Raw genomic sequence first — 22,880 nt, forward strand, 5'->3', positions numbered from 1 at the left:
TTTGATGGCACCACACATCTAAGTGAAATAAACATATTACTCACATCTCACAGATGTAGAAATAAAATGTAGAAATGTGGTGCCACCTCCCCACTGGTATTGGACGTCTTCGTTCCCTACGATTTGTAGCGGTAATGTTGATGATCGTAGCGTTAATCACAACGCTATTATTTGCTAGTGTTACACACGCAGCGCCTGGTATAAGCAAAACGATTAGCTTCCAGGGACGACTTATGACCGCAGCAGGTGCTGTGGTTGCTGATGGTCACTACAATATGCAGTTCAAAATCTACCAGGACGGCACGGGAGCAACTGCGGGCAACCCTGGTGGAACTTTGAAGTGGACTGAAACATACAACAATAATGGCGGGATTGATGGCGTCGATGTAAAAAATGGGTTCTTCTCAGTCACCCTTGGATCGGTTAATCCATTCGGTACAAGTGTTGACTGGAACCAAGATACACTGTTCTTATCTATGAATGTCGCAGGAAAAGCGGCGGCATGTACCACTTTTGGTACTGCGCCATGTGCAGCTGATGGCGAAATGCTCCCGATGAAACGCATCACCGCTACCCCATTCTCTCTCAATTCAGGTGCTGTTGGTGGCAAAACTGCAGACAACTTCGTGCAGCTTGGTCAAGGTATTCAAACTGATGCTAGTACTAACACGAGTAGTATTTTTATAAACAAAACAAGTACTGGTAACTTGATTCAACTTCAAAATACAGCAGTAGATATTTTCACTGTCTCAAATACTGGAGATATAGCGCTCGGTAATAACGCAAATAAATCAATCTCAATCACTGACGCTGATGCAAATACAACTGGTCGTCAACTATCAGTCGTAGCAGGTGGTGGTGGATCTGGCTCCGGAGCAGATGGAGGAAACTTGGTACTTCAAGGTGGAGCAGCTGGCGGCACCAATGGTAATGGTGGCGACGTACAAATTGACGCAGGTGTAAAAACTGGTACAGGTTCAGATGGCTCGATCGCGATTGGTGAAACTAATGCTAGCTCAATAACAATTGGTAGCACTACTGGCTCTCGCACTCAAGATATTAGCATTGGAACCAATAACACTGCTGGAAGCGTATCAAATGTAACGGTTGGTTCTGGTGGGTCTGCGGCTGCTGGTACGACAAAAATTCAGGCTAAGAATGCTGTCACTATTGAAACCAATGGAACAACTCGTGCGACATTCTCTGATACGACCAACACTGTTTATTTCGGAAACGGAGTTATGTCAGCTGCACCAACCGACTCAACTCTGCAAGGTACAAATAGTTCTGCAACTGCCGTCGCGGGTGGATCACTCAATGTTCAGGGTGGTAATGCAACAACAGGCAATGCCAACGGTGGCAACGTAACGATTGCAGGTGGTAGTGGTAGCGGTTCTGGTAGCAATGGACTCGTTGTACTTACTACTCCAACTTTCTCAACTGTGACAAATGATGCAAACTGTTATACAAGCGGCGCGGCCGTTGCAAGTAGTTGTACAATTACTGCAAGCAGTGTTAATAATTCCTCAGCAGTACTTGTCGGCTTCAGTGCCGATGGCAAAACAGCGACACTTCCAAATCCAACAATCACAACTGCTGGACGAATCATGTATATTATGGCCGCTAGTGGGTCTAAGGATTTTACACTGTCAGTTAACGGTGGCGGTGCTGGTAACCAAATAACACTACGTCAAAACACAACTGCGACAGTGCTATGGAATGGCTCTGCCTGGACTTCGGCGAACACTTCTAGCTCTACGACGCTACAGGATGCATACAATAATACCCCACAGACTGATAGCGGGAGTAGCCTCACACTAAGTAATAGCGGTGACTCTGCCACTCAAGGTATCAGTATTCAGGATAGTAATACTAATCCAGTTAACGATGCGCTACTTGAGGTTAAGAATGCAAGTAGTACGACATTATTCTCAGTTAATAGTAACAATGCGGATCATCAAACAGATGGAAATGTACACGATGGTGTCAATTTCAGCACGAACTGGCCAGCAGCTGGAAGTGCATCTACTGCACGTATTACTACCGATGGCCAGGAGGCAAGTGACAGTGCCGAGGTTACTGCAGGAACTACCGCTGGCAATGGAGTAAAAAATAAACTATTTGTTAAACCGCTCGTCAGCACACATTACCGCACGTCAGTGTATGCAAAACTTGCAACAGGTAGTGCCTTTACTGATTTCACTGTGCGATACTCACCTGACAATGGGACAACATTCGTCGATTGTAGTAACTACAATACTCAAACCGTTGTGACGACAGGCTGGACACAAATAACCTGTGATTTCACCACTGGCACTACACCAGTTACAAACCCATACGTCTACTTTACCCAGGCGACAAGCCCTGCAAGTGCCAGAACCTATCTTGTTGATAGCTTCTCATTAACACTTGCGATAAGTAGTAATCCAAATGTTCAAATCGGCAGTGGAGCAGGCGGAGACCAAACAACATTATTTACTGTTGATAAAGCAGCTGCAGCACCTACAGCATCAGACAGCAATGCACTTCTTGGTAGCATGTACTACGACACCACACTCGGCAAACTTCAGTGCTATGAGGCTGCTGGTTGGGGTGCCTGTGGTGCAAGTCCTGATACATTTATTACACAGAGCCCGCAGTATACAAATGCTGTCACCCATGACACAGGTATAGGTACCATGACATCTGACTTATGTTCTGACTCACTAAACATAAATGACGGTAGCTCTTCTCAGCCAACAATTTGTGGGACCAATGAGACATATAACTTCTACAAGTGGACTTCGTCAGAAGCAACCACTCAGACTCGCAGCATCTTTGTGACATACCAGTTGTCATCAACCTTTAAAGAATTTGTTCCTGAGTCAACCTCAGTTCTTGGACGTACCGACAGCACTAATTCTGGCGTTACCTACCAAGTGTATCGTAACCACTCATCAGGATTAACAGCCTGTGGTTCAGCCGTACCTGTATCATCTGGCGTTCAGACTGCTTGGCAAACTGCTGTCGCGACTGGTAGTTCTGATCCATCAAACTGTGGTTTTGTAGCGGGTGATAGCATTGTTATTAGAATCAATCTCACAAGTAATACAGACGCTAATGCCTACATTAGTAACCTTAGTTTCATCTACAGTAACCACTAGACCTCTATTGGCGAGCCATCCCTGTTATGCTAAACTATCCACAGTAGTTACGTGATGGTTTTTAGTTGGTTTCAAGCAAGAATCATTATTCAAATAAGCTGGGTATATCGCAATGGAGTTTAAAAAATCTAAGAGATACGACGAGGGACGACCAAAACTCAACGTGCCACAACGTGGCTCTGAGTCTATTAATACTCACTCAGCAAAACACACAAAGCCAGCTGAAAAAATAGTCGCTACCAAGCAACAAAAAAGAGTACCCCTATCGCAGGTTCGAAAGGTGCTCATTACTAGGAAGTCTATTGTTATAGCAGGCATTGGGGCTACTGTGATAATTTGCTCACTTGTTATTGGTTCTTCGATGTACGGACATAACGTGACAAAAAGTCCTACTACTGCTGATGCTAATAAAATCATTGAAAATCTTGAGTATCAAACAGTTCTACCGGTAGGTAAAACAATTAATACGCTTGGCGGGTGGAAGAGAGTGAGCCCCCCAGATAGTGACCCTGTCTATGCATATATCGATGCCATAGACGGTATCGCAGTCAGCGTCAGTCAACAACCACTCCCAAAATCATTTGAGGGTGATGTCGACAGTAAAGTTGCCGAGCTTGCGAAAAAGTTCAATGCAACAACAAAAGTTGACGCCAGCGGAACAACGGTATACATCGGAACATCTGCGAAAGGCCCGCAGTCTATTATTTTTACGAAAAATGGCATCTTAATACTGGTGAAATCTCAAGAAAAGATTACTGACGCTAGTTGGATAAAGTACGCAAAGTCACTTAGTTAGTAACGACTACGGTTTTTTATATTTATCAATTGACTGGGCAACTTTGCCATCAGTTTTGAGGTTTTCATAGAATAGTAGTTGGCTTTTTGCAATAATCATTTGATCCTCTGGACCATGGATTTCGTCACCGAGCTTTATAAGCTGGACGTTGCTTTGGTCTGTCGAAGTCTGCTGAGGGTTTTTAGAATCTGCCCCAGTTGCTGTCTGAGTCTGTAAATAATAGATATCGGTTAGCTTTAAATAGTCGCTATTAAATGACTGTAGTTTACCAAAGTAGACCTGGCCATTTGTAAAGAATACAGCTTGGTATTTGCTACTGTCGATTGCGGTACTGGTAGATTGTGTGTTGTTTGACCATAGAAACCAACCTGTTATGCCTATAATGACAAGGACTAGGCCAATGATGATAGGTAACAAGAAACGTTTCACTGATTTCTCCTTCTTTGGGGAGTGACGTGGCGCAGATGGTCTTTGCGGGACTTCGGGAGTTTCACTAAAAGACTGCAGCCCTTCGGGTTGCCGACGAGTCGGTTCTGGTCTTTCAATAGCACCTCTCTCTGCCGGTCGTGGCACTCGTAACCCTCCGTCCATCATCTCTGTTTCTCCAATTACCTATTCTTACTTGCCTTATCATAGCATAAGGGGCATGGCTTCATCAATCACAATACCCCTATGTTATTCGTGTGTATCATTTATTACCCGGTAAGCTGATTGCTCTATTTCAAGCCGCTAGTGAGAAGTCACTTTTGGTTGGCTGCATTCTCGCAAGTACTGGCTGATCACCAGCAGTAAGCGTCGATGAGACAGCAAGTGTACGGATCAGAAAGTCAGCATATGCAGTTGCCCGCGCTTCTTCAAAGTTTGTTTCTGGAATGACTTCAGCTGCAAGTTGAGCCATCGCGTCGGAGTACATACGACCACGCCATATATCCACAACGAACACCTGTAGCTCAGAACGAATTCCAGCCTGACTGAACTTAATATCGAGAGCTCGCTGATCAAGTGTTGTGCCGTCGATATCATTGAGAACAACGTATGCTTCAAGATGATGGTCTGCCAGTTCTTTAACAACAGCACCACTTTCTTCAATGAGGCCCATGGTTTTACTACCAGCAGCATTTGAAAAATAGTTCTCATCATCTACAACGACGTCATAGGTAGCAAAAACCTTATCAATGAATTCTTTATTTTCTTCGTATGAATCTCCATATAGGACCTGAAGAGTTGCCTCAATTGAAGATCGATGTGTCAAAATATTCTGTGTAATGAGTGGGTACTTATCAATAGCACCGCAGCCGCAGTTATCACCACTTGCATGGCTATCTGTATGAGCTCCAAAACTGATATGTAATTTCTCAAGTTTATCTGCAATATAGGCACGGTCACCATACACTGTTTCTTGGTGCTGTGCTGGACCGTTAATTGCCCTCCACATACTTGATGCGACAACAAGACCGCCACCAAATACCTTTGCACGTCGCCTAGAGGCGTTGAACTCCTCAGTTAGACCTGTCTCTTTATTTATACGAAAGACCCGTGCCGCTTGTCTCCCATCACCGCAGCCATCATCATCTGCATCGGCATCTACTGATACAAAAACACCGTCGGCATTTTTAATAATATCGATTCCCGTTCGCAGCTCATCTGCACTAAGCTCGCCAGACTCGATACGCTTATTGACGCTAATCGAGCCTTCGCCAAAACCAAGACCCTTCTCAGTAATACATGCAACTTCGATAGTTTTATCATACTCAAGAGTTTCGTCTGGCATACTATATACCTCTTTTTCCTTCACTATAATGTCCCTAACTTTTTATATTTTTTTGTGACTTACTTAATTAATTTATACGCCAACATAAAACAAAAGTAAACCCATACAAAACAGACCATTTACTATGAATTTTTCATTTATAGATAGTATATTGAAATATTTAGATATATCTATATAATTGAACGTATGAGTAAACCAACAACTGCCGATATATTAAAAAGTCTTGCCGACGATACTCGTCTCGCACTTGTACGTAAACTTGTTAGTCAAGGAGATGAAGTTGCTGGAAGTGAGCTCATTAGTGGTTGCAGTGAGGTACTAAAACTAGCACAGCCGACATTAAGTCATCACTTTTCAAAGCTCGTTCAAGCTGGCGTCTTACTTGGGCGTAAATCTGGAACTGAAAAATACTATCGACTTAATACCGATCTTCTACGCTCCATCGGCATCGATCCAACAAAACTTTAAAGGAGATCTTCATGAAAAAAACTACATCAAACGATAAACACATACTATTTGGTCTCGACTCCTTTGGTGATATTCCACGAGGTAATGACGGAAAACTAATGACCCACGCTGCTGCTATTCGCCAAGTTGTTGATGAGGCGGTCTTAGCTGACAAACTAGGTATTGATGTTATTGCGCTTGGCGAACATCACCGTGCTGACTTTTCAATCAGTAGCCCGGAAACAGTACTCGCAGGTATCGCTACAAAAACGAAAAATATTAAACTTGCTTCTGGTGTCACAGTACTAAGCTCGGATGATCCTGTAAGAGTCTTTGAGAGATTTGCTACGCTTGATGCGCTTTCCAATGGTCGAGCACAGGTTATTCTTGGACGTGGTTCTTTTACTGAATCCTTTCCACTTTTTGGCTTCAATTTAAAAGATTACGAAGTTTTATTCGAAGAGCGAGTCGAGCTGTTTGCTGAGATTATCAAAGAAGAGCCGGTCACATGGGAAGGTACGACACGTGCAGCACTAAATCGTGCAGATATTTTTCCAAAAACAGAATCTGGCCGCATTCATACATCGATCGGTGTCGGGGGCTCTCCTCAGTCAGTCGTACGAGCTGCTAAATATGGTTTTCCTCTAATGCTTGCCGTTATTGGTGGCTCCCCAGAACGCTTCGTGCCGTATGTTGAGCTTTACCGCCAAGCGGCTAAAGAAATGGGTACTAGTAGTAACGAAGTTGGCATACATTCTCCTGGGTTTATAGCAGATACGGATAAAGAGGCTCGAGATATCGCATGGCCAGCTCACAAAGTTAACTTCGACCGCATCGGGCGAACACGTGGATGGCCACCAGTTGAACGAAAACATTTTGATGATGAGATCGAACATGGTTCGCTATATATTGGATCGCCTGAAACAGTCGCAAAGAAAATAGCAAAGACAATAAAAACACTTGGAGTTACACGATTTGACCTTGTATATGGTGGTGGCCCAATGCCAGCAAGTGCTCGCCTTCATATGATTGAGTTATATGGAACAAAAGTTATTCCACGTGTTCGCGAGCTACTTAGTGAATAAACCTGTTATCGGAATTTTGGGTGCTGGCAAGCTTGGCGTCGTAATTGCCCAGTTAACTGTTAAGGCTGGGTACGCAGTCTATATTGCAGGTTCTGGTGATCCAGAAAAGATCGCTTTGACAGTAAAAGTTATAACTCCCGGTGCTATAGCTGTTTCTGGTATGCAGGCAATCACCAAAGCTGATATCGTCATACTCGCCTTGCCTCTTAGTAAATATAAGAACCTCGATGTATCGGCATTAAAAAATAAATTAGTAATTGATGCTATGAACTACTGGTGGGAAGTTGATGGTGATATGCCAGATCTTCAGTTATCTGACTCATCGAGTGAGATGGTGCAGGACTTTCTGACTAGCTCACGAGTAGTGAAGGCTTTTAGCCACATTGGCTACCATAATCTACTCGATGACGCTCGGCCAAAAGGTACCCGAGATCGAAAAGCAATGGCCATCGCCGGGAATAATATCGCCGATAATACATCAATATCTCAACTAGTAGATGGTATTGGTTTTGATCCTGTTGTTATTGGTGACTTGTCTACTAGTCAGTTACTCGAGCCTGGAAACCCACTCTTTGGCTCTAGTGTCACAAAAGATGAAATTTTAAAATTAAAAAAGAAGAAGACTTAATTAAAGTTCTTATTTAAGCAGCAGTTTCACCCACACTATGAAGGCGTACATCTAGCTTGCTATAATAAGGTTAATGACAGACGTGCGGAAACTTATAATAAAGAACGGGCAGTTTAAAGGTGACTCGGTAGTTTACGTTATGTCTCGTGACCAGAGAGTGCAAGACAACCATGCACTTCTAGCCGCACAGGAGCTTGCGATCACCGAAAAAGTGCCCCTCTATGTATTATTTGTACTCCAACTAAAACACTCACGAAGCCGCGAACACTATGTATTTATGCTAGATGGGCTTAAAGAGGTTGCGGCAGATCTTCAATCACATAATATATCTTTTATTATGCGCAGTGGCAACGCAACGGAAGCCGTTACGAGTATCGTAAAAGGGGTTAATTGTGGAGCATTATTTTTTGATTTTAGCCCTTTAAGATATGCCCGCGCAACAATAAAACAGATTGCAGGCAAGGTGAACTGCCCAGTCACAGTTGTCGATACGCATAATAGTATCCCCTTATGGGTTACTTCGAACAAGCAGGAGTTTGCTGCGCACACTATAAGGAGAAAGGTACACCAACATTTAAGTAAGTTCCTTGTTGCACCCGCACCAATCAAGCAGCATCCTTTTAGTGCAAACCAACTTGATAATATGAGTTTCGATAAAGCACTTGCATTTATAGATACAATACCAGCCTCAGGTATTACTATTAGCCATAAGTCTGGTGAAAAGGCAGCGCGAAAACATTTAGAAAAATTTCTAGAAAAAGACTTAGATCAATATGCTCTTCTTAGAAATGATATCGTCAATGACCATCAAAGTGGACTTAGCCCATACCTTCACTTTGGTCAAATTTCATCGCTACGGGTGGCAATTGAAACAATGGCCCAAGTAAAACAACCCCCATTACTATTTGAGATGAATAAACTTGCACAAGGTAGTGGTGTCACAAGTGCGATTGATGGTATGAACGCGCTCCTTGAAGAGATGATTGTTAGAAAAGAACTATCTGATAATTTCTGTTTTTATAACGAAAACTATGACTCAATCGAAGGTGCGCCTGCATGGGCGATAGACTCTCTTAAAAGTCACCTGGCCGATCCTCGAGAGCATGTATATGAGCTTGGTGACTGGGAGGCATGCAAAACGCATGATGATATATGGAATGCCGCACAAATGGAAATGATGAAAACAGGTAAAATGCACGGTTACCTACGAATGTACTGGGCGAAGAAGATTCTTGAATGGTCAACATCACCTGCCGCAGCAATAAAAACCGCGGTCTACCTTAACGATAAATATTCTATAGATGGTGGTGACCCTAACGGTTATGTGGGAATACTTTGGTCAATCGCTGGTCTCCATGATCGTCCATGGTTCGAGCGAACTGTATTTGGAAAGATCCGTTTTATGAATGCAGCCGGTCTACGACGCAAATATGATGTCGACAAATACATCCATCGGATTAAACTACTCCCATGAAAGTTGGTTCAGAAGTAGGTTGGCTCTGGATAGGATCACTCACGACAGGTGTGATTAAAGAGATACATCCTAACCGCCATGAAATCATCAGTAAGGGTAAACTAATAGTACGAAATGGAACAATGGAAGATCCTGCGTTGGTAATTATGCACAGCAATGGTTCTTTGGTTTTAAAGCTTCAACATGAGGTACAAGAATTAAGAAAATAAGAATACGTCATCATTCTATTTTGTTAATATTATTAAGCTTTAGCAGTATACTAAGATCATGATTAAAACATCAAACCGTTCAACTGCTTCCGCAGTCCCTGCTCCAAATATAAAACTTATTTCCTTGTTTTTACGATTAGGGTTGGCTTTTACATTCGCCTATGCCGCAATCGATGCACTACTAGAGCCAGAAGCTTGGGTCGCTTACATTCCGAGCTTTAGCGCAAACTTCATTAACGCTAAGCTTGCACTCGATATACTATCTGTAGCCCAATTAGTACTGGTTGTGTTTTTACTATTTAAGATACAAATTAAGTTTTGCGCACTGGCAGCTATCGCTTTTCTAGTTGGCCTGACGGTCTTCAATCTCCCTACGTTTTTTATTACTTTCAGGGATATTGGGCTAGCTCTAGCGGCCGTTGCCTTATTCTACACTGAGTAGCCTCTTTAATTGATACTGTTTTCAGGCCTAAAAGTGTTCTGTTTGGGAATTATACCCATTACTTATGTGCGTATAATGCATTCACCGCGTGCGCATGGTATCCACGAGCAGCAGCGTGCTTCATATTACACTTACTAATCGTTTCAATGATAGTCTTTGCTTCACTATAGCGATAAACCTTTTGATCATATCCAGTGATCGTATTGATGAGATCGTTCATTGAGCCAATGTTATCGTATCCATCTATAAAGAATTTACCTGCTGACGGAAAAACAACTACGTTTACGATTGGTGACTTTACTTTACTGCCAAGTACCGCAAGCAATGCTTTAATATGGGCGTTGTTTTGCTCTACTGGATTTGGCTGAATGTTAAATCTACTTTTAAACAAAACTTGCGTAAACAATTTTCTAACTTTTGATGCATATATCCAACCTAAATGGGATTTTGTTTCTATGCAAAAAATACCATAAAGCGAGACAACAATATGATCTATTTGTGACGAACCTATACGGCCATCGTATGGCAATAGAATATCGTTCAGCACAGCATAGTCTCCAGCGGGAAAGCTTTTCGTTAATTGCAGTTCCACGTATCGCTCATCAATATCAGCGAAGTAGGAGATCTTATTTATATTATGTGGTGTGCGAAATAATGATTTCATATATGTTTTTGTTTATTATAGATACTAATAGTTAAAATAACATAAATATTTACATAAGTCAATATATTGCTTAGGCAATTATATACTTGACACACCTAACTTAGTTAGCTATACTAAGGATAGATATGGCAGAAGTTTCATCAATAATACAGTTTTACGAGAAGTTCAGAGATGAACAAGTTTGTCGTGACTACCTCGAACAAGCTCGCTGGGATGGCGAACCGATCTGCCCCCACTGCGGTAGCTATAAAACATACAAGTTCACTAACGGTCGCCTGTTCAAGTGCGGTGACTGCAAGAAACAGTTCACTGTACGCGTAGGAACTATCTTTGAGGATAGCAAAATCTCTCTTCAAAAATGGTTCTTAGCGGTCTATCTTGCCACATCATTGAAAAAGGGCATCAGCTCTGTCCAGTTGAGCAAGTACCTCGGCATCACACAAAAGACGGCATGGTTCATGTTGCAGCGTATTCGTTATGCTATCGAAAGTGGCAGCTACGACAAGCTAGGCGGCGAAGTTGAAATTGACGAGACATACGTTGGCGGCAAGAGCGAAAACCGCGCATACCAACCAGCGAAGCGAAAAGAAGTCGTCTTTGGCATGGTTGAACGTGACGGCAGTACAACTATCAAACATGTCAAAAGTTCTGGCGCTCGTATTCTGTTACCGACAATCAAAGAAAACGTTAAACAAGGTTCGATGATTTATAGCGACCAGTGGCAAGCATACAAAACGCTGCCGTACCGTGGCTATCAGCATGCAGTCGTCAACCATAGTGAACAGCAGTATGTCATTGGGCGTATATACACGCAGAACATCGAAAACGTGTGGTCGCAGCTAAAGCGCAGTGTCTATGGCGTGTACCACCATGTTAGTCCGAAGCATTTGCAGAAGTATTGCAGCGAGACCGAGTATCGCTATAACACACGCAGAATGACTGATGGCGAGCGGTTCGACGATTGGTTTGGCAATATTAATAAAAGACTTGGGTATAAGGAGTTGATCAATGGTTAATAAAAGTTTACCAGCACCACTAGAGGGTGAAAGTAAGATAGATATATTTCAAGGTCAAGAAGTCCGAAAGGTGTACTACAACGGCGAGTGGTGGCTTGTTATTAACGATGTTATCGCAAGACTTACAGATTCTAAAGACCCTGCTGGATATATTCGTGATATGCGTCGTCGCGGTGATGATGAGATTTCCAAACTGCTTGAGCCTGTGGAAAAAGGGGGTGGGCAATTTGCCGCGCCCCTTCGGCTTGAAATTGAAACACTAGGTGGCGCGCAAAGAATGCTATGTATGAATATCGAAGGTATTTTCAGGCTTGTACAATCGATCCCAAGCAAAAAAGCTGAACCCTTCAAGCGCTGGTTAGCGAAAGTTGGCTTTGAGCGGATTCAGGAAATGGAAAATCCTGACCTAGCTGTTAAACGTGCCGTAGTGCTTTACAAAGCAAAGGGCTACTCTGATGAATGGATTGAGAATCGTATCAGTAATAAGGCTAGTAGAATGGCTCTAACTTCGGCATGGAAGGAATATGGCATGGACAAGGCGCATCATATTGCCGTTCTTACTGACGCGGTATCGATTAAGGCATTAGGTATTACAACAAATGACCATAAAGCATTCAAGGGACTTGTTGGCCAGAACTTGCGTGACCATATGACGCCTATTGAAATGACATTGATGACACTCGGTGAACAAGCTACGACGCAAATCGTAAAAGCTAGAAAACCAGTTGGACTGGCGGCGCATCGTGTAGCAGCAACCGAAGGTGGCGGCATCGCTGGTAATGCACGAAAACAAATCGAGGAAGCAAGTGGCACGTCAGTTATTTCACCTATAAACTTCCTTACGGACAGACAGAAGCTAAACAATGCCAAGAAGCTAGCAGAGCGCGTCAAGATTGACGATAGAAAACCGGCGCTCCCAGCCGACAAACCTCTCAAGATTGATATGGATATGGATAAGGCGCTCCAGCAGATTGTCCAAGCACCAAAACCCGAAAAAGACGCGGCGTGATTGCCGTTGCACTCAATATTGTCGGCATCGTGTTGCTGTTTGTCGGCAATATGATTGTCACGCAAGCAGTTACTCGTTATAACGCTGGAGGCAATCCGCGTTTTATTTGGGGCAATAGATTACAGGCAGTTGGGTTTGCATTGTCCTTGGTCGCGATACTATTGGGTGTGTTAAGTATGTAATTGCCATTGCTTATTCTTTTTGATATTTTTGAGTGGTATAATCAGATTATGTCTACCATAAGAAGGGAGTTACGAACATATCGTGATCGTGCTGAGTACCTAAAGTTAGCCGTCACAAAACGACGTCGTTTACTCAAGCTAAGAGCAATAGCGACCATGGGTAGTTCGTGCGTCATCTGCCACTATGACAAACATCCTGGCGTTTTAGATTTTCACCACGTTGATCCAACATCAAAGTTATTTGCTATCAGTGGTGGCGGGTTCTCTCGCTCATGGTCAGCTATAGAGCTTGAAATTAAAAAATGTATTCTTGTTTGCGCTAATTGCCATCGTGAGATTGAACTTGGCTTACATAAAAAAGAAGCTGTCGAGAAGTTATTTCAACAGCTTCATTTTCAAAAATCAACAAACAAACACTTGGCTCCGGCAGCTGGGCTCGAACCAGCGACCTAATCGTTACACGTATCCACTATTTTCATAATGGCGTGGACTATCTCATCACCCACTCTTTCAAGTTAGGGTGCGGGGCGCTTCCCGCCCGATAAATCAGGAGGTACTTCCTCGCGGAATAGTCTCTGAACCTTCAATATAATTACTTATAAAGCTTGGCTGCGGATCAGCATATCTATAAAAGACGTAGCTTTCCCGCAATTCACCCCGTTCTTCACCACCAGATTACGCTGGTGGGCTGCAATTTACAGCGATCCGCTCTACCACTGAGCTATGCCGGATTACGGCCAAGAATTTGGTTGTCGATTTATCAATGTACAAGGGTCATTATACCTGTTCTGCCTCTGGTTGGTCAAGTATGTTCAGAGCACCTTTTAGAACTTCAAGTTGTTGCTGTGATTCAACTGATGTTTCGTCTGCTCGTTTATCGACTTCTGATTTTAGCCACGCTATATGGCTGTCTCGAACCGCGTGTGTTTTTTTCACTTCAGCTGGACCGGCTATAACCATTTCGAGTGAACGTGCAGAGTGAGTAGTTTTGCGTAAGAACCCTCGTGTGATTAAGCCGTCAATATGAGTGGCAACTGTTGAAACAGACTTATACTCAAGTGCGCGCATAACTTCACGGTAGCTTGGGCCATAGCCAGTGCCTTTGATAAAACCATCTATGAAACTAAGTAGTTCTCGTTGCTTTTTTGTTGGTCTTTGTTGTTCCATGAATTTCCTTTCCTGCAATCGCAACAGCCGCTAGACCAAACCAAACAATTGAAACAGTATCGTCAGCCCAAACTGGTAATAACAGTCCAATGAAGGCAAGCCCTATACCGCTTGCAAAGAGGCCAAGCGCCAAATAATCACGTCTTTGTTTCCATAAGCGACCAAGAATGATAATAAATAGTGCGATAAATAAACCTAGCCCGAGCCAACCAGATTCATGCGCGACAAACAGATACTGGTTTTCGATAATGAGGCTATCATCACCAAACAGTGATGCGGAACCAGTACTACCGATACCCGCACCAACTGGTTGTGTGACAACTCGACGCAGTCCATCACTAAGAGATGAGATGTGACCATCATTAGAACTAACACTACTTCCACCATTAGGATTTTTATGAAGAACAACATTTGATATTACTGAGTTATCTTTTGCTGCGACGAAGCCACCGACTAAAGCAAAAATAATAATTAGCGACATGATCCAAATTCGGCGAGAAAACCGTGGTGCAAGTTTTATTACAATAACAAACGATGCCGCACCAATACCAGCAATGAGCGCACTTCTCGAATAGCTGACCCAAAGAGCCACGCTAGCCGCAAAAGCAAGCCAGTAAACAAAATAACGTATCCGAGGAATATCAAGCTTCTTCACTCGACTAAGTGAAAAAGCAGTCGCAACAGTAAGTACCATACCAGCATATGCACCTAACGGATTTGGCCCTCGGAGTGTACTATTGATACGAACGAAGCTAGCATTTTGATCAACCGTCATATACGGAACTATCGTATCATTACCGTACCCAATGTATTTGAGAATGTCTGCTGGTAAAAATAACTGCATCACTGCAAACGTTACGACGACAAACGCTCCGAATGCACTCGTCCATAAGATCAATTTTCGATACCGTGGAGCAATCTTTACAAGAATATATACAAGCGAAAAGAATAATACATAGCGTAAATCAATCGCCAGCCCAGCGCTTGTTTCACTGATACTGTGACGAAATGCAACTGCAAGTATTAAATGTAGCGCCCCATATGCGGCAACTAGCCGTAATAAGATGTCCTGTGATAACTCTATCCACATCTTGCGGTTACTAATAATTATAATAACGATGACAGACGCGACTAAAAGAAGGATTTCTTTCCATGATTTTATAAGTAAAGTGTAGTCAGGAAATAATGTTCCTAGCCCAACGCTTAGTGGTGCATGAACAACAATACCCGCAAAGACCACGATCAATATGAGGCCAAATACTTTCTCTGAAACACTTAGTTTCTTACCTGGATCGTGACTATCTACCATAGCATCTAGTGTAACGTAAAAAATGGTATAATAGCAGCACTAATGCCAACCAAAAACACCAAATTTTACAGTTTAGTTCTTATATTCGCTGATTTTATCGTTCTTTTAATTGCATTTGCGGCAGCATATGTCCTTAGGGTTCAATATGACCCTCGCCCACTCCTCAATCATATTTATGCAACTGACTACCTCACTAGTTTTATATTTATCGTACCTTTTTGGATTATTATCTTTGCTACGCTCGGGCTTTACCAGTCGAATACCTACAATCGACGTTTGGTTGAATGGGGTAAGATTGCGCTTGGTACATTTATAGGTATACTTCTTGTCATTGGATGGGAGTATATAAGTGGCAAAAGTCTTTTCCCGGCACGCCTCGTAACTGTCTACGCTTTTGCTGCCTCGTTCTTACTCATTCTTCTCGAACGTGAGGTGCTCCGCATTACTCGAAGCCTGCTATTCTACTTCAATCGTGGTATCAGTCGTGTCCTTATTGTTGGCGATAGTGGTGCAACAAAAGACATCGCAAGTAATCTCGCTGAGACCCACAAAAGTGGCTATAAGATAATTGCTATCGCGGGACCAAAACGTGTTATTCCTCCTGGCCTTGAGGTAGAACATTTTACGTCTGTCGAAGAGGCATTAAAATGTATTCAATCACTGCGAATCACCACAATCATTCAAACAGACCTTTATGATTCAACCGAGCGTAATCAACGTATATTAAGTGCTGCTCAAACAAGTCATATTAGCTATAATTTTATTCCAGGTGAACCTGAGTTTTATGCTGGTAAAAATACAGTCGATGTTTTCCTTGGCTATCCAATGATTACCGTAAGCCAAACTCCGTTAATCGGTTGGGGTGCTATAACTAAGCAGGTCTTTGATGTAATCGTTTCATTCCTATTACTCGTCGTCCTGTCTCCTGTATTTTTGATTATTATCATTATTCAGTTCATATCTAGCCCTGGGCCAATCTTTTATGTCAGTAAGCGACTGAGTCAATTCTCAAAACCTGTAAACCTCATTAAATTCCGCAGTATGGGCGCAAAATATGGCAAGAAAGACGCGAGCCTTGAATTCATTGATATGGGTCGCCAGGATTTAGCTGATGAGTACACAAAAAACCACAAGGTTGAACATGATCCAAGAATCACTAAATTTGGTAGATTCCTACGAAACACATCACTTGATGAACTCCCTCAGCTGGTAAATGTATTAAAGGCAGATCTAAGCCTTGTTGGTCCTCGTCCTATTCTGCCCCAGGAGGCGAAGTTCTCACCAAATCGAACAGCACTTCTCCATAGTGTTAAATCTGGTATTACGGGTTTATGGCAAGTGTCTGGAAGAAGCAACTTATCATTCGATGAGCGTATCGAGCTAGAACTTTTCTATGCACAAAACTGGAGTTTTTGGTTAGATATTAAAATACTCTTTAAAACCATTGGCGTCGTTCTAAATAAAAGAGGTGCGAAGTAGTGGCAAAAGCTCCGAAAATTGCTATCGTTACTGATTGGCTTACCAATATGGGCGGCGCCGAGCCATTACTACTAGAATTACACAATATATATCCAGATGCTCCTATCTATACGTCTGTCTACAACAAAGATGCAATGCCAGCTTTTGATGGCTGTGACGTAAGGACAACCTATCTCCAAAAGCTTTTACCAAAATCACTTCGTTATAAACATGTTCTTTGGCCTGTACTTCGCGCGTTTGCATTTCGCAGGTTAGATCTTAGTGAGTATGACATTATTATAAGCACCGCCAGTGCTGAGGCAAAGTCTGTTAAAAAAAGACCCGATGCGGTTCATATTTGCTACTGCCATACTCCGACACGCTATTACTGGAGTCATTACGAAGAGTTTAAAAATGAGTTTAACTTTGGTCTGCTCACTCCTGTTATTCGACCTTTTATCCCTTCATTCGTAAGATGGATGCGTAAACTTGACCTAGAATCAATTGAGGGTGTGGACTATTTCATTGCAAACTCAACAGTAACTCAGTCGCGTATAAAAAAATACTATGGTCGGCCGAGTACGATCGTGTATCCACCAGTTGAAACCGCTAAATTTACTCCACCTCCAAAAACTGACCGTCAAGGTTTTGTAATGTGGGGACGACACGTACCATATAAGCGATTTGATCTAGCTATTAAAGCATGCAATAAGCTTGGCCTACCCTTGAAGGTCATTAGTTCAGGTCCTGATACAGATCGACTTAAAAAACTTGCAGGCCCTACTATTACGTTTACTGGACGCGTAAGCGACAAAGAGCTAGTCACTATTGCTCAGCACAGTAAGGCGTTTCTATTCCCAAACGAAGAGGACTTTGGTATGTCTGCAGTTGAAAGCCTTGCTGCGGGCACACCCGTGGTAGCCTACGCAAAAGGTGGTGCGCTTGATATAGTTCAAGACGGCGAAACGGGTGTTTTGTTTGACAAGCAAACCGTTGACTCACTCATTGGAGCTATCAAACGACTCGACGACTTTACCTTCCTACCCGCAACGCTACATCGTAAATCAAAACGTTTTGATAAAAGTCTATTTGTCACACAGATAAAAAAGATTGTCGGTGACCGTACTACTCGACGGTAACGCTCTTAGCGAGGTTACGCGGCTGGTCGACGTCGTTACCTCGTGCAACTGCAACGTAGTAAGCGAATAATTGCTGCACGACATTTAATGCCATAGGCGAAAGGAGATCCAGTTTCGTATCTACTCGAATGACTGTTTCAGCATCAATTTCTTTCTTACTGTTTGTGATTGCAATCACATGACCGCCGCGTGCATTAATTTCAGAAAGTCCACTAAGTGACTTATCAAATAGCCAGCCTTCGTTAAGAATAATTACTTCAAAAAAACGATCATCTATTAGCGCAATTGGTCCATGCTTCAGCTCACCCGTCGCATATCCTTCGGCTTGAATATAGCTGATCTCTTTTAATTTAAGCGCGCCTTCAAGTGCGACTGGAAAAGCCGTGTCACGACCTAAGAAGAGCGCATGCTCATGATGAGCGTATTTTTCTGCAACTGCTTTAATTTCTTCCTGATGCTTTTTAATGACAGATTCAATCTCATCTGGGAGTATGGCAAGTTCCTCAACATACGCCGCTGTCTCCTGTAAGCTAGCGCCCTTTGATTGGGCTACTTGAATACCAAACATAATCATAGCTGCGGCCTGTGAAGTAAAGGCTTTTGTACTCGCAACAGATATTTCAGGCCCCGCATGCACATACACACCACCGTCAACTTCACGGGCAATAGTTGAACCAACCGCATTGATAATCCCAAGCGTTCGTGTACCCCTACGCTTGATCTCTCGAAGGCAAGCGAGTGTATCAGCTGTCTCGCCTGATTGTGAAACAATTAAGGCTACTGTTTCTTCAGGGAGGTGAAATGATCTGTAGCGAAATTCAGATGCAGTAGCGACGTCAACCGTAAGACCATCAACTAATTTCTCTAAATAATATGATGCGAGTAGGCCAGCGTAATATGCAGTACCACAGCCAATAATTGTGACGTGTTTAATTGCCCGTAGTTCATCAATTGACATGTTAAGTCCACCGAGTTTAATGCGTTTTTCATCGAGTACAATTCGACCATTTAAAGTAGACCTGAGTGTTTGTGGTTGTTCGCTAATCTCCTTAAGAAGAAAGTGATCATAGCCTTGCTTTTGAATTGCTTGCATATCAACTTCAATAGTTTCAACTTTTGCAGAGATTGGCTGTGCAGCAAGATCACGGAGTTCAACATTATCTTTTGTACAGATTGCCATTTCACCATCATTGAGATAAATTGCCTGTGAAGTATGACCAATGAGTGCCGAGGCATCGCTAGCGATTAACGTCTCGTGTTTGCCAATACCAATAATAAGCGGACTCCCGGATCTTGCGACGATAACTTCATCAGGCTGTCTCACCGAGACAACGGCAATGCCATACGTACCACTTACAAGTTTCAGAGCCTGCGTAACAGCATCAATGAGACTCGTTTGATTATCGTAAAATGAATTGATAAGAGCAGCAAGAACCTCAGTATCAGTCTCACTGACAAAAGTATGTTCTTTTAGTTCTGCTTTTAATTCCTTATAGTTCTCAATAATACCGTTATGAACTAGGTATATATCTCCCGCTTTGTGAGGATGTGCGTTTGCCTCAGAAGGTTCACCGTGAGTTGCCCAACGAGTATGCCCTATACCTACGGAATCATCTTTTTGATTCGCCTGTAGTTGACTATCAAGTTCGGCTACCTTACCCTTCGATCGAAGCAAGGTCGGATGACCTGATACATCTAAGGTTACGACACCCGCTGAATCATAACCTCTATATTCAAGACGTCGTAGACCACTAGTCAGTATGCTCTGCGCATTTCTGGTTCCTATATAACCAACAATACCGCACATATTATTTACTATGCCCTAATGCTTGATTGATGCGAGTTGATGAATCTGCTTTGTGTGTTCCGCCAACACCAAATATTAGTTCAATTCCGTAGTGGTGACATACCTCACTTTCAGGAATTGAATTTTCAGAATCTCTGTCACCACCGTTTGCAAATACTAATGTATCTTTAGGATATTTTTTTGCAATTTTCTGTAGAGTCTTAATGACTGATTGATCATTATCAATGGACACTTCAACTTCGTCGACATACCGAATTGCAGCGATTAATCTCGCCCTGTTTTGCTCACTTAAGATCACTTTGTCTTTTTTCATCACTTGCTGGATGTCATTATTTACAATAACAATAAGTTTATCGCCCATCTTTGCGCCAGCTTCAATCATATCAAGATGTCCACCATGGAGCGGGTTAAAAAAACCACTCTCTATAATAATCTTCATTGTTTCTCCTTAATTCTTAAATTAATCGCTGGACTTTGAAGACTTACCGCAAATGGTATGAATCATACTATCTATTATACGACAATTCAAAGCAGTATTATGGATTAGAGTAACTATATTATTTGTTGTATTATTCACATATATAGTTATGTTACTTTTCCACAATAGACCTTAAATTCATTTTGCTACTATAATAGTTATATGACAAAACTACTTATTACGGGCGGTGCGGGTTTTATCGGATCGAACTTTGTGCATTACACACTTAAAAATAGACCAGAGTATGACATTACCGTTATCGACAAACTTACATATGCTGGTAATCCAGATAGTCTCGCTAGTGTTCTAGATAAGATTGATTTTGTAACTGGAGACATATGCGACCAGGAACTGATCGATAAACTTGTTAGTGATGTGGATATTGTCGTCCATTTTGCTGCAGAATCACATAATGATAATTCCCTTCGTGACCCCTGGCCATTTATTCACAGTAATATAGTAGGTACTGCCACACTTCTTGAGGCTGTACGAAAACATACAAAACGTTTCCATCACATTTCAACCGACGAAGTGTATGGTGACCTTAAACTCGATGACCCGACTAAATTTACAGAAACAACACCTTATAATGCATCAAGTCCCTACTCCTCCAGTAAGGCAAGTTCGGATTTACTGGTCAAGGCTTGGATTCGATCATTTGGTATTCAGGCGACGCTTTCAAACTGCTCAAATAATTATGGCCCCCTGCAACATATTGAAAAGTTTATCCCCCGTCAGATTACTAACATACTCAGTGGTCTTACGCCGAAACTATACGGAACTGGGGAACAAGTCCGTGATTGGATTCATGTTGATGACCATAACTCTGCTGTTCATGCAATACTCGACAAAGGCCGTTCCGGTGAGCTATACCTCATTGGTGCCGACGGTGAACAAGACAATAAATATATTATTGAAACTATCCTGGAGCTTATGGGTAAGAATCGATCCGGGTACGAGCATGTTGCCGATCGTCCTGGTCATGACCAGCGTTATGCGATTGATAGCACAAAGCTTCGTACCGAACTTGGCTGGACACCAGCGTACACTAATTTGCGAGAGGGTCTACAGGCTACGATAGATTGGTACACGCAAAATGAAGATTGGTGGAAAAATGAAAAAGCAAAGATTGAAGCTGCTTATGCCGAAAAAGGCCAATAGTTAATGTCTAATATTGAATTCGGAAAAGAACTTAGCATAACTAAAACTTCTATACCTGGGTTACTTCTCTTCGACCTACCTGTTCACGGTGATGCTCGTGGATGGTTTAAGGAAAACTGGCAGCGAGATAAAATGACCGCACTGGGTCTACCTGACTTTGGACCAGTACAAAATAACATTTCATTCAACGATAAGCGCGGTGTAGCACGTGGTATTCACGCTGAACCATGGGATAAATATGTCTCGATAGCTAATGGAGAGGTGTTTGGATTTTGGGTAGATATTCGTGAAAACAGTAAGACATACGGACAAGTTTTCACTACAAAATTGGATCCAACCAAAGCAATTTATGTGCCTGCTGGTGTTGCCAATGGCTACCAGACACTTGAGGATGACACTGTCTATAGCTACCTTGTGAATGACCACTGGTCTTCCGATGCACAATATGCATTTGTTAGTATGTTTGATAAGTCACTTGGTATACAATGGCCAATACCGCTTAGCGAATGTGTGATATCCGATAAAGATAAACAGCACCCACTACTTGCCGATGTTACACCGCTAAAATCTAAAAAAGTACTCGTAACTGGTTCAAATGGGCAACTTGGACGTGCACTCCGACTTGAATTTCCCAATGCCGAGTTTGTGACACGTGAAGATCTCGATATTACTAATCCTAATATAGTATCTGCCCGCCGTTGGCGTGACTATAATACAATCATCAATGCGGCAGCCTATACTGCTGTTGATTTAGCAGAAACAGACGAGGGTCGTGGTCATGCTTGGCTTGCAAACAGTACAGCGGTTGCTAACCTTGCAAAGATTAGTACTGAATTTGGTATTACGTTCGTCCATATTTCGTCAGACTATGTCTTCGATGGATCTGTAGATATTCACGATGAAGATGAACCATTTACGCCACTTAGTGTGTATGGTCAAACTAAAGCTGCTGGTGATATCGCCGCGCTCACAACACCTCAACACTTTATTATTCGTACGGGCTGGGTAATTGGTGAGGGTAAGAATTTTGTTCTAACAATGAAGTCCCTTGCAGATCGTGATATTAAGCCCTCGGTCGTAAATGATCAAATTGGTCGTTTATCCTTCACTAATGATATAGCAAAGGGCATTAAACACCTTTTGGACACAGGGTCAGCATATGGCACATATAATCTGACTAACGACGGAGATCCAACTAGCTGGGCTGTAGTTGCAAAAGAAGTTTATATACTATCCGGCAAGTCTGCCAGAAATGTTTCTCCAGTAACGACCATGGAATATTATAAAGAAAAAGAATTTATAGCCCCTCGCCCCTCACAGAGTTTACTGAATCTTGCGAAGATAAAATGTACTGGCTTTTTTCCACGAGACTGGAAAGAAGCTCTTAGCGACTACTTAAAGTAGGCTCACTCCTGTTTTATATCAATCCTGCAACCACTCGGACTGTTTATATAAGATGTGGTATATTTGTTGTAGCTATATAATGGGGTATGTT

22 protein-coding genes are annotated in these 22,880 nt (G+C 42.4%); 15 read left to right on the forward strand and 7 right to left on the reverse strand.

Translation table 11 applies throughout. From position 1 onward, the window contains the following. Positions 1-74: 74 nt before the first annotated feature. Together ABIS22_02920 and ABIS22_02925 are read left to right on the forward strand one after the other, a co-directional pair. Positions 75-3,143, forward strand: coding sequence for a hypothetical protein (locus ABIS22_02920; GenBank protein MEO7740842.1), 3,069 nt, complete (start codon positions 75-77; stop codon positions 3,141-3,143). A 112-nt stretch (positions 3,144-3,255) separates the two neighbouring features. Beyond that, positions 3,256-3,939 carry a hypothetical protein gene (locus ABIS22_02925; GenBank protein ID MEO7740843.1) on the forward strand — a complete coding sequence of 228 codons (684 nt, stop codon included), beginning with the start codon at positions 3,256-3,258 and terminating at the stop codon, positions 3,937-3,939. Positions 3,940-3,945: 6 nt separating this feature from the next. On the opposite strand, the gene ABIS22_02930 is transcribed toward ABIS22_02925, so the two are convergent. Both ABIS22_02930 and ABIS22_02935 read right to left on the reverse strand, forming a co-directional pair. Next, positions 3,946-4,512 carry a hypothetical protein gene (locus tag ABIS22_02930; protein ID MEO7740844.1) on the reverse strand — a complete coding sequence of 189 codons (567 nt, stop codon included), beginning with the start codon at positions 4,510-4,512 and terminating at the stop codon, positions 3,946-3,948. A 148-nt stretch (positions 4,513-4,660) separates the two neighbouring features. Further along, a complete protein-coding gene (locus ABIS22_02935) occupies positions 4,661-5,710 on the reverse strand; it encodes a cadmium-containing carbonic anhydrase (GenBank protein ID MEO7740845.1) in 1,050 nt (349 codons plus the stop codon). Between the two features lie 186 nt (positions 5,711-5,896). Here ABIS22_02935 and ABIS22_02940 point away from each other — a divergent pair, with 186 nt between their 5' ends. From ABIS22_02940 to ABIS22_02965, 6 genes are all read left to right on the forward strand, one after another. After that, on the forward strand, positions 5,897-6,178 hold the full coding sequence (locus ABIS22_02940) for a metalloregulator ArsR/SmtB family transcription factor (GenBank protein ID MEO7740846.1): 282 nt from the start codon (positions 5,897-5,899) through the stop codon (positions 6,176-6,178). 11 nt (positions 6,179-6,189) lie between these two features. Continuing rightward, entirely contained in the window at positions 6,190-7,242 is a 1,053-nt protein-coding gene (locus ABIS22_02945; protein ID MEO7740847.1) for an LLM class flavin-dependent oxidoreductase, read from the forward strand. Further along, positions 7,196-7,870 (forward strand): NAD(P)-binding domain-containing protein, encoded by a 675-nt coding sequence (locus ABIS22_02950; GenBank protein ID MEO7740848.1) that lies wholly within the window; start codon positions 7,196-7,198, stop codon positions 7,868-7,870. Before ABIS22_02945 ends, ABIS22_02950 begins: the two co-directional genes overlap by 47 nt. A gap of 73 nt (positions 7,871-7,943) precedes the next feature. Continuing rightward, positions 7,944-9,344, forward strand: a complete 1,401-nt coding sequence (locus ABIS22_02955) for a deoxyribodipyrimidine photo-lyase (GenBank protein MEO7740849.1) — start codon at positions 7,944-7,946, stop codon at positions 9,342-9,344. After that, positions 9,341-9,553 carry an HVA1 family protein gene (locus tag ABIS22_02960; GenBank protein ID MEO7740850.1) on the forward strand — a complete coding sequence of 71 codons (213 nt, stop codon included), beginning with the start codon at positions 9,341-9,343 and terminating at the stop codon, positions 9,551-9,553. Before ABIS22_02955 ends, ABIS22_02960 begins: the two co-directional genes overlap by 4 nt. Before the next feature lie 58 nt (positions 9,554-9,611). Further along, positions 9,612-9,995 carry a hypothetical protein gene (locus tag ABIS22_02965; protein ID MEO7740851.1) on the forward strand — a complete coding sequence of 128 codons (384 nt, stop codon included), beginning with the start codon at positions 9,612-9,614 and terminating at the stop codon, positions 9,993-9,995. Positions 9,996-10,053: 58 nt separating this feature from the next. Here ABIS22_02965 and ABIS22_02970 read toward each other — a convergent pair whose 3' ends face one another. Next, the gene (locus tag ABIS22_02970; protein ID MEO7740852.1) at positions 10,054-10,659 is read right to left on the reverse strand and encodes a nuclease-related domain-containing protein; all 606 of its coding nucleotides are present in this window, start codon (positions 10,657-10,659) and stop codon (positions 10,054-10,056) included. 125 nt (positions 10,660-10,784) lie between these two features. Here ABIS22_02970 and ABIS22_02975 point away from each other — a divergent pair, with 125 nt between their 5' ends. The 3 genes from ABIS22_02975 (at position 10,785) to ABIS22_02985 (ending at position 13,319) form a co-directional block, all read left to right on the forward strand. Then, complete coding sequence (locus ABIS22_02975; GenBank protein MEO7740853.1) at positions 10,785-11,675, forward strand: IS1595 family transposase; 891 nt, start codon at positions 10,785-10,787, stop codon at positions 11,673-11,675. After that, the gene (locus tag ABIS22_02980) at positions 11,668-12,684 is read left to right on the forward strand and encodes a Bro-N domain-containing protein (GenBank protein ID MEO7740854.1); all 1,017 of its coding nucleotides are present in this window, start codon (positions 11,668-11,670) and stop codon (positions 12,682-12,684) included. Before ABIS22_02975 ends, ABIS22_02980 begins: the two co-directional genes overlap by 8 nt. A 230-nt stretch (positions 12,685-12,914) precedes the next feature. Continuing rightward, positions 12,915-13,319: a hypothetical protein gene (locus tag ABIS22_02985; GenBank protein MEO7740855.1), complete on the forward strand. Its 405-nt coding sequence runs from the start codon at positions 12,915-12,917 to the stop codon at positions 13,317-13,319. A 324-nt stretch (positions 13,320-13,643) separates the two neighbouring features. Here the strand turns inward: ABIS22_02985 and ABIS22_02990 are convergent, their stop codons facing one another. Further along, on the reverse strand, positions 13,644-14,033 hold the full coding sequence (locus ABIS22_02990; protein ID MEO7740856.1) for a hypothetical protein: 390 nt from the start codon (positions 14,031-14,033) through the stop codon (positions 13,644-13,646). Further along, on the reverse strand, positions 13,990-15,342 hold the full coding sequence (locus ABIS22_02995; protein ID MEO7740857.1) for a hypothetical protein: 1,353 nt from the start codon (positions 15,340-15,342) through the stop codon (positions 13,990-13,992). The genes ABIS22_02990 and ABIS22_02995 overlap by 44 nt, the downstream gene beginning before the upstream one ends. 42 nt (positions 15,343-15,384) lie before the next feature. Here ABIS22_02995 and ABIS22_03000 point away from each other — a divergent pair, with 42 nt between their 5' ends. Both ABIS22_03000 and ABIS22_03005 read left to right on the forward strand, forming a co-directional pair. Further along, positions 15,385-16,821 carry a sugar transferase gene (locus ABIS22_03000; GenBank protein ID MEO7740858.1) on the forward strand — a complete coding sequence of 479 codons (1,437 nt, stop codon included), beginning with the start codon at positions 15,385-15,387 and terminating at the stop codon, positions 16,819-16,821. Then, positions 16,821-17,939: a glycosyltransferase gene (locus tag ABIS22_03005; GenBank protein MEO7740859.1), complete on the forward strand. Its 1,119-nt coding sequence runs from the start codon at positions 16,821-16,823 to the stop codon at positions 17,937-17,939. Before ABIS22_03000 ends, ABIS22_03005 begins: the two co-directional genes overlap by 1 nt. Here ABIS22_03005 and glmS read toward each other — a convergent pair. Then, positions 17,926-19,746, reverse strand: a complete 1,821-nt coding sequence (glmS, locus tag ABIS22_03010) for a glutamine--fructose-6-phosphate transaminase (isomerizing) (GenBank protein MEO7740860.1) — start codon at positions 19,744-19,746, stop codon at positions 17,926-17,928. The two genes, ABIS22_03005 and glmS, sit on opposite strands and share 14 nt — an antisense overlap. A 1-nt stretch (position 19,747) precedes the next feature. Continuing rightward, positions 19,748-20,185: an adenylyltransferase/cytidyltransferase family protein gene (locus ABIS22_03015; protein MEO7740861.1), complete on the reverse strand. Its 438-nt coding sequence runs from the start codon at positions 20,183-20,185 to the stop codon at positions 19,748-19,750. A gap of 201 nt (positions 20,186-20,386) precedes the next feature. Here ABIS22_03015 and rfbB point away from each other — a divergent pair, with 201 nt between their 5' ends. Both rfbB and ABIS22_03025 read left to right on the forward strand, forming a co-directional pair. After that, the gene (gene rfbB / locus ABIS22_03020) at positions 20,387-21,385 is read left to right on the forward strand and encodes a dTDP-glucose 4,6-dehydratase (GenBank protein ID MEO7740862.1); all 999 of its coding nucleotides are present in this window, start codon (positions 20,387-20,389) and stop codon (positions 21,383-21,385) included. 3 nt (positions 21,386-21,388) lie between these two features. Beyond that, positions 21,389-22,789 carry a bifunctional dTDP-4-dehydrorhamnose 3,5-epimerase family protein/NAD(P)-dependent oxidoreductase gene (locus tag ABIS22_03025; GenBank protein MEO7740863.1) on the forward strand — a complete coding sequence of 467 codons (1,401 nt, stop codon included), beginning with the start codon at positions 21,389-21,391 and terminating at the stop codon, positions 22,787-22,789. Positions 22,790-22,880: the final 91 nt, after the last annotated feature.

This window comes from Candidatus Saccharimonadales bacterium (genome assembly GCA_039928925.1).
In the GTDB taxonomy this organism is placed as follows: Bacteria; Patescibacteriota; Saccharimonadia; order Saccharimonadales; family Saccharimonadaceae; genus UBA6022.

Bases quoted from the DNA above. Each gene is read 5' to 3' on its own strand.
- ABIS22_02965 (MEO7740851.1), top strand. From the start codon at position 9,612: ATGATTAAAACATCAAACCGTTCAACTGCTTCCGCAGTCCCTGCTCCA.
- ABIS22_02950 (MEO7740848.1), top strand. From the start codon at position 7,196: ATGGAACAAAAGTTATTCCACGTGTTCGCGAGCTACTTAGTGAATAAA.
- ABIS22_02995 (MEO7740857.1), bottom strand. From the start codon at position 15,342: ATGGTAGATAGTCACGATCCAGGTAAGAAACTAAGTGTTTCAGAGAAA.
- ABIS22_02940 (MEO7740846.1), top strand. From the start codon at position 5,897: ATGAGTAAACCAACAACTGCCGATATATTAAAAAGTCTTGCCGACGAT.
- ABIS22_02925 (MEO7740843.1), top strand. From the start codon at position 3,256: ATGGAGTTTAAAAAATCTAAGAGATACGACGAGGGACGACCAAAACTC.
- ABIS22_02975 (MEO7740853.1), top strand. From the start codon at position 10,785: ATGGCAGAAGTTTCATCAATAATACAGTTTTACGAGAAGTTCAGAGAT.
- ABIS22_02985 (MEO7740855.1), top strand. From the start codon at position 12,915: ATGTCTACCATAAGAAGGGAGTTACGAACATATCGTGATCGTGCTGAG.
- ABIS22_02980 (MEO7740854.1), top strand. From the start codon at position 11,668: ATGGTTAATAAAAGTTTACCAGCACCACTAGAGGGTGAAAGTAAGATA.
- ABIS22_03015 (MEO7740861.1), bottom strand. From the start codon at position 20,185: ATGAAGATTATTATAGAGAGTGGTTTTTTTAACCCGCTCCATGGTGGA.
- ABIS22_02955 (MEO7740849.1), top strand. From the start codon at position 7,944: ATGACAGACGTGCGGAAACTTATAATAAAGAACGGGCAGTTTAAAGGT.
- ABIS22_03025 (MEO7740863.1), top strand. From the start codon at position 21,389: ATGTCTAATATTGAATTCGGAAAAGAACTTAGCATAACTAAAACTTCT.
- rfbB (MEO7740862.1), top strand. From the start codon at position 20,387: ATGACAAAACTACTTATTACGGGCGGTGCGGGTTTTATCGGATCGAAC.
- ABIS22_02970 (MEO7740852.1), bottom strand. From the start codon at position 10,659: ATGAAATCATTATTTCGCACACCACATAATATAAATAAGATCTCCTAC.
- ABIS22_03000 (MEO7740858.1), top strand. From the start codon at position 15,385: ATGCCAACCAAAAACACCAAATTTTACAGTTTAGTTCTTATATTCGCT.
- ABIS22_02945 (MEO7740847.1), top strand. From the start codon at position 6,190: ATGAAAAAAACTACATCAAACGATAAACACATACTATTTGGTCTCGAC.
- ABIS22_02935 (MEO7740845.1), bottom strand. From the start codon at position 5,710: ATGCCAGACGAAACTCTTGAGTATGATAAAACTATCGAAGTTGCATGT.
- ABIS22_02920 (MEO7740842.1), top strand. From the start codon at position 75: ATGTGGTGCCACCTCCCCACTGGTATTGGACGTCTTCGTTCCCTACGA.
- glmS (MEO7740860.1), bottom strand. From the start codon at position 19,746: ATGTGCGGTATTGTTGGTTATATAGGAACCAGAAATGCGCAGAGCATA.
- ABIS22_02990 (MEO7740856.1), bottom strand. From the start codon at position 14,033: ATGGAACAACAAAGACCAACAAAAAAGCAACGAGAACTACTTAGTTTC.
- ABIS22_02960 (MEO7740850.1), top strand. From the start codon at position 9,341: ATGAAAGTTGGTTCAGAAGTAGGTTGGCTCTGGATAGGATCACTCACG.